Here is a 6,388-nt window from a genome sequence, read left to right as displayed (position 1 = left end):
TTCAAAGGTCAGTTTCTTTTGCTGCGAAAGCGTTTTGTCCGCATCAGCAACGTTTATAAATATACCAAGATTTTTGCATTTCGTCAATACTTTTTATAAAGTTTTTATGATAAATATGGAATTATTTTCTCTGCTAGGTTTTTATATGCTTTTCCTGAAGTGCTTGAAGTGCCGAAAACAGCTGATACATAGCCATTTCCGTTTGGTTCTGGTTGTTCTATTGGCATTTGAATTAAAAGTTGTGTTTCTAAGTCTGCAGCTACTTTTTCTCCGCCACCTTGTCCAAATACCTTTAATACTTGTCCATCTTTCAAAGTAAGGTAAGACATATTTTCGATTACTCCGATGATTTTATGGTTATTTTTTGCTGCCATGTATCCCGCTCGCGATGCAACTGATGCAGCTGCATAATGTGGTGTTGTGACAATAAGTTCATTGCATTTCGGGATAAGGGTGTGGATATCTAGCGCAACATCTCCTGTTCCAGGTGGCAAATCGATAAGTAAATAGTCTAGTTTTCCCCATCTTACTTCTTCTAAAAACATTTTGATCATTTTACCTAGCATTGGTCCGCGCCAAATAACCGGTTCTCCTGGTTCCACAAAAAAATCCATGGAAATCATTTGTATACCTTGTGTTTCAACTGGGATAATTTGGCCGTTTTCTTTGCGAGGGGATTCTGTTGTTCCTAATAATACAGGTATACTAAAGCCATATATATCTGCGTCTAGCAAGCCTACTTTTTTTCCTTGTTTAGCTAGGGCAACGGCAAGATTAGCGGAAACGGTTGATTTTCCAACACCACCTTTACCACTCGCTATTGCTAAGAATTTTGTTTTACTAGATTCAGAAAGTATGTTATCTCTTGCTTGGAAAATGCGGTCAATCACTGCTGCAGGTAAGTATTCCAGCTCGATATTTATTTCATTTACACCAAATTGGGTGAGAAGTTCTTCTATATTATGAACAAAATGATCCGTTTCTACTGCTGGATCAGCTAATGCGATTTTGATGTTTGCTGTTTCTTCAAGTACCTGTACTTCTAAAATACCTTCTGTTTCCTCTAAGCTGGCTTCTAAAACAGGATCTTGTAATCGGTATAGCAATCTAGTAATTTGTTGTTCGTTTAACATATATAAAAACCTCCAAAAATGAATGCGCTGACATACTTTTTATTATAGCATGGCTGTTTTATTTTTTCACATATTGCTTGTTTCTTCTTTATAAAAACAATTTGAAGAGATTTTCACAAAATTTACATATTTGATATTTCATCGTTTATCTGTTGCGCCCCAGCAGGTTTAGCATATTGTATGTTTTTCGTCATAGAAATGTAATAGTTTTTACAACTTATTTATTGATACTATAATGGCAGATATATATAAAGGAGTGCATTAAAATTTGAATAGAAAGTTTATAAAACCAGGGATTATTCTGCTGATAGTGGCATTTTTAGTCGTTTCTATAAATGCTGGTGCAGAAACAGGAGGTAGTCAAACTGCTCAAGCTAATTTAACTACTTCACAACAAACGTTTATTGATGAGATTTTACCAGCGGCTCAGGATGGATATCGCGATGGTAAATTGCTTACGAGTGTAACGCTTGCGCAAGCTATTTTAGAATCTAATTGGGGTGAAAGTGGTTTAAGCCAGAACTCCAACAACTTGTTTGGTATTAAAGGAACTTATAATGGGAATTCAGTTTCAATGGGGACTATGGAAGCATCTGGCTCAACAACTGCTAACTTCCGCGTTTACCCAAGTTGGAAAGAATCGATAGAAGATCACACTGCTTTAATTACCGAAAACAGCCGTTACCAAGGCGCTGTTGGAGAAACTGATTATCGCAAAGCATTGCAAGCTATCAAAGACGGTGGCTATGCAACTGATCCGGATTATGTTTCTAAATTGGTAGCAATTATTGAACGTTACAATTTAGATCAATGCGATATTGTTTACGACAAAATTGAATCTAATCAGGCCTTATCTGCTATTGGTACAGTAGCAGCGAATAAAGACCAAGAAGTCATTTGGTCCGCACCATACAATACTACAAATGCTAGCGAGCTCGGCACTTTGAAAAATTATGCTGGACGCAACCTAGAAATTTCTTGGGAAGCTAAAACGGAAAAAGGCCAGTGGTACTTCATTCGCGAAAACAACAAAGATATCGGTTGGGTGAATAGTAATGCGCTTAACCTTAGTTATCATCAAAAAGACGCAGAAAATGTGGCGCTCACGAAATATGTAGATGATATAAACGCACATATTTATCGTCTGCCTAATCCCGAAAAACAATTCGATAACGGCACTATCGCAAAATATGATCGAAAAGCCCTTCAAGCCGATAAAAAAATCACTCGTGATGGCTATGCTTGGTTCCAACTTTCAGAAGGCGGCGAAGTAATCGGATGGGTTCGCGCTGATAAGTTGAATGATCGTTTGTATGACCGCATTACGGAACAAACTGCTTACGACGGCTATGCGACAGTTAGTAAATCAGTAACTGACAACGTATGGACTGCACCATTCAATACAAAAAATGCAGAAAAATTAGCACCACTTGCTGATTATGGCGATGAAAAATTAGAACTTGTAACTCGCGCTAAAGTAGGAAACATTCTTTGGTACCAGTTCAAATTAGATGGGCAAGTTGTTGGCTGGGTTAGTGAGAAAGATTTAAATATCTTTTATACTCCCGCTGAAGAAAAACCAGCAACACAAGTCGTTTATGTACAAGATCCAACAGCAACACTTTATAACAAGCCAGTAGAATCAAAGAGCACTAAATCAAAAGCAGTTGGTTTCTACTATGGGAAGCTTTTAGTAGTTGATCAAACGGCCACTATTCTCGGCGAAGATTGGTTGCATATTAAAGACAGCCACAGTTCATTAGGTTGGATTAAAGCTATTGACATCAACAGATAATTAAAAAACGAGGCTCTGCATACAAGCAGTCCTCGTTTTTATTTATACATTTAGTTTGCGACTCGCCATCCATTTCACCATTTCCGGATCGGCATGCGAGAAGAATTGACTTTCACCTTGGTTCAAGCTCGCTATTTCGTCTTTATCTTCCCCCGTTAACTCGAAATCAAATATAGCCAAATTTTGAGCCATCCTCTCTGGTTTTACAGATTTCGCTAGGACGATTATATCTTGTTCTACTAACCAACGTAAAATCACTTGAGCGGCAGATTTTCCGTATTTTTCACCAATTTTTGTTAATACCGGATTATTAAAGATATCGTTTTTACCTTCCGCGAATGGCGCCCATGCTTCAACTGCAACACCTTCTTTTCGCAAAACCTCGAGATTTTCGGTTTGTTGTTGGAAAGGATTAATTTCAATTTGGTTGACTTGCGGCGTTACATCATTGAAGGCAGCTAGGTCAACCACACGATCTACGCTGAAATTCGATACGCCAATCGCCCTAATTTTACCGTCTGCCTGTAATTCTTCCATCGCCATCCATGCGCCGTAAACATCATTAAAAGGTTGATGAATTAGCAACAAATCGATATAATCCACGCCTAACCGTTTTAACGACCGGTCAAATGAGCCCATGACACCTTTATAACTAACATTTTCCACCCAGATTTTCGTTGTAATAAATAGCTCTTTTCGATCCACGCCAGACGCCGCAATCCCGCGACCTACCGCTTCCTCATTCATATAGCTTTGCGCGGTATCGATATGACGATATCCAGCAGCAATCGCATCTTTAACCGCTTGTTCCGCTTCGGCAGCATCAGTAATTTGATAAGTCCCAAAACCAAGAATAGGCACTTCTACACCATTGTTCAATTTCACTGTTTTCATATAAAAATCCTCCTATTATCTTTAAAATTTGTCCCGTTCCCATAATTTTTCTACATTATCCGCTGTCAATTCGCCTGTTTTAAACTGGGCAATGTGGCTGTCGTAAGTATCAATTTTGTAAACAAGTAAATCTCTGACCTGCTTCATCTCGGCTAATTTTTCGTCTAATTCTTTTAGTTGATCAATCAAAACTTGTTTCTGCGCCGCTTCGACATTTTGCGTTTCTCTAAGTTGCGCAAGTGTGGCAAATTCAATTAGCGATTCCACCGACAATCCCGCATTCCGCAAATTTTTCACGAGATAAACCCAGTTCAAGTCACTTGTTTTGTAATCCCGATAACCACTTTCGTTACGATGGACTGGCGGAATAACACCAACCCGCTCATAGTACCGCAGCGTATCTACCGTAAGTCCAAACATATCGGCCGCTTGTTTGATATTCATCATCCATCACCTCGTTTCATTCTTTACATATAGAATTATAAACCTTGGAGTTCACACCAAGGCAAGGGTTTTAGTTTTATTTTTTTGAGGAAAGAAAAAAACTCTCTGCGGGTGAGAGAGTTTTATTTGTTTAGTACGATGATTTTTTGGACGTATTTGGAGTTTATTTGGGCTGGGTGGGTTTCTTGGATTGGGAATTCTTTGGTTAAAATGATTTTTACGTTGTCATTTTTGGTTAGTTCGGTTAGTTTGATTTTGTTTCCCGCTTCGTCGTAGTATTTGTCTGTGATTTGGAAACGTACGCTGGATTCTGGGTCGTTTTTTTCTTTGAAATTTTTGATTAAAATAGATTCTGTTTCTACTTGTTCTATCGTGCCTGTTGCTTCGGTGGTTTGTGTTTGTTTTTCGGTGGTTGAGCATGCTGTTAGGAGTAGTAGTGCGCAAAAAATAAAAATGATTGATGTCTTTTTCATTGTGGTGGTCTCCTTTTTATTTTAAGTTGTTATTTTTAATAATTAATAGTTCTCTGTCGCTCAAAATCAAGCTTTCAAGAGTTAAATTCTCTATGGATAATTCTGTTTTATTTGTTAAAGGAAGATTCTCCTCGCCGTTCCACGAAGTATATAGTTCAAGTGTATCACTTTCTTTACTCGCTTTTATAATGTAATCCTATAAGATTTTTAAACTTTTAGATTCGTAATTGTTATTTTGCACTTCGTCTTTTAACGGTAATTCCCCTTCACTTATGGCAATTTGAAATTTGCAAGCTCGGTTGAAGTGTATTGAATAGGAGAATAAATCATTTGTATCACGGTCAATGTTTGCTTCGAAATTTAAGCTTAAGAAATCTAGATCATTTATATAGAAGAAAGGGGAAGCCAGCTTATCTTCATTTTTTTGTAGGAGCGACTTTGAAGCGAGGTAGTGATATTGCGTCATGTGGTTGGTTTACCTCCTTTTCAGACTTTACTAGGATTGATTTATGAAACCTTTGTTTCTAATATGTTGGTATTCAAAATAACTTGGCTCTAAAATCCCTGTTAGCAAAAGGGGGAAAACATAGTTTTAATAGCATTGAAAATAACTTAACTCTAAAACCATTTACACTTCGAAATTCGAACGCAAAAAGTTTTGTTAGCATTCAAAATAACATAGCTCTAAAACATCCCCCACATATCTTCTAAACTTTTAATCGTTTTGTTAGCATTCATAATAACATAGCTCTAAAACCATGTGGATCGAGGATGCAATGATTTTGGCGTTTTGTTAGCATTCAAAATAACATAGCTCTAAAACTTATAGAACGTTTAGTAAAATTAATATCTTGTTTTGTTAGCATTCAAAATAACATAGCTCTAAAACGTTTCAGCAGAAGAGAATAGTCAGCTCATGGTTTTGTTAGCATTCAAAATAACATAGCTCTAAAACACTCCACTGTATGAGGCAATGAAAAATGGTGTTTTGTTAGCATTCAAAATAACATAGCTCTAAAACGACAGGTCTACCGCACGGGCAATCGCCTCGGTTTTGTTAGCATTCAAAATAACATAGCTCTAAAACAAAGTATCGTTAATAAACTAGGAGGCTTAAGTTTTGTTAGCATTCAAAATAACATAGCTCTAAAACACGTTTCTGAAAATGAAGTAGGGTCAAATCGTTTTGTTAGCATTCAAAATAACATAGCTCTAAAACTGCTATGCGACCTCTGAAAATGTGCATCACGTTTTGTTAGCATTCAAAATAACATAGCTCTAAAACACAAGAAGAGGAAGAAGAACTTGATGATAGGTTTTGTTAGCATTCAAAATAACATAGCTCTAAAACCCAATGACTGCAATATAACTGTTAATGAAAGTTTTGTTAGCATTCAAAATAACATAGCTCTAAAACAGTTTTCCAATGTTTCTACTGCCATCTTAAGTTTTGTTAGCATTCAAAATAACATAGCTCTAAAACGACGAAGTTCGAGCGATGTATAAAGAAACAGTTTTGTTAGCATTCAAAATAACATAGCTCTAAAACTAGACTTTTTAGTAATAACACGTAATTTATGTTTTGTTAGCATTCAAAATAACATAGCTCTAAAACAATAACAGCTTTTTCGACAATGCCAAAAAGGTTT

5 protein-coding genes and 1 CRISPR repeat array are annotated in these 6,388 nt (G+C 36.7%); of the genes, 1 reads left to right on the top strand and 4 read right to left on the bottom strand.

The genetic code is table 11. The features are described from left to right. Nucleotides 1-104: 104 nt before the first annotated feature. Nucleotides 105-1,133, bottom strand: a complete 1,029-nt coding sequence (locus HCJ55_RS13820; protein ID WP_185502942.1) for an Mrp/NBP35 family ATP-binding protein — start codon at nucleotides 1,131-1,133, stop codon at nucleotides 105-107. Between the two features lie 268 nt (nucleotides 1,134-1,401). Here HCJ55_RS13820 and HCJ55_RS13815 point away from each other — a divergent pair, with 268 nt between their 5' ends. Next, on the top strand, nucleotides 1,402-2,928 hold the full coding sequence (locus HCJ55_RS13815) for a GW domain-containing glycosaminoglycan-binding protein (protein ID WP_185518652.1): 1,527 nt from the start codon (nucleotides 1,402-1,404) through the stop codon (nucleotides 2,926-2,928). Nucleotides 2,929-2,970: 42 nt separating this feature from the next. Here the strand turns inward: HCJ55_RS13815 and HCJ55_RS13810 are convergent, their stop codons facing one another. The 3 genes from HCJ55_RS13810 to HCJ55_RS13800 form a co-directional block, all read right to left on the bottom strand. Then, complete coding sequence (locus HCJ55_RS13810; protein WP_185518650.1) at nucleotides 2,971-3,822, bottom strand: aldo/keto reductase; 852 nt, start codon at nucleotides 3,820-3,822, stop codon at nucleotides 2,971-2,973. 21 nt (nucleotides 3,823-3,843) lie between these two features. Then, on the bottom strand, nucleotides 3,844-4,266 hold the full coding sequence (locus HCJ55_RS13805; protein ID WP_008948832.1) for a MerR family transcriptional regulator: 423 nt from the start codon (nucleotides 4,264-4,266) through the stop codon (nucleotides 3,844-3,846). A 122-nt stretch (nucleotides 4,267-4,388) separates the two neighbouring features. Beyond that, nucleotides 4,389-4,739 carry a membrane lipoprotein lipid attachment site-containing protein gene (locus HCJ55_RS13800; protein ID WP_185518648.1) on the bottom strand — a complete coding sequence of 117 codons (351 nt, stop codon included), beginning with the start codon at nucleotides 4,737-4,739 and terminating at the stop codon, nucleotides 4,389-4,391. Between the two features lie 589 nt (nucleotides 4,740-5,328). After that, nucleotides 5,329-6,354: direct repeats of the CRISPR family, unit length 36 nt; unit sequence GTTTTGTTAGCATTCAAAATAACATAGCTCTAAAAC. Nucleotides 6,355-6,388: the final 34 nt, after the last annotated feature.

It is taken from the genome of Listeria marthii, assembly GCF_014227425.1.
Taxonomy (GTDB): Bacteria; Bacillota; Bacilli; order Lactobacillales; family Listeriaceae; genus Listeria; species Listeria marthii.
This window is presented reverse-complemented; position numbering and strand designations above follow the sequence as displayed.

Excerpts from the sequence above, each read along its gene's own strand:
- HCJ55_RS13820 (WP_185502942.1), bottom strand. The coding sequence starts at position 1,133 with ATGTTAAACGAACAACAAATTACTAGATTGCTATACCGATTACAAGAT.
- HCJ55_RS13800 (WP_185518648.1), bottom strand. The coding sequence starts at position 4,739 with ATGAAAAAGACATCAATCATTTTTATTTTTTGCGCACTACTACTCCTA.
- HCJ55_RS13810 (WP_185518650.1), bottom strand. The coding sequence starts at position 3,822 with ATGAAAACAGTGAAATTGAACAATGGTGTAGAAGTGCCTATTCTTGGT.
- HCJ55_RS13805 (WP_008948832.1), bottom strand. The coding sequence starts at position 4,266 with ATGAATATCAAACAAGCGGCCGATATGTTTGGACTTACGGTAGATACG.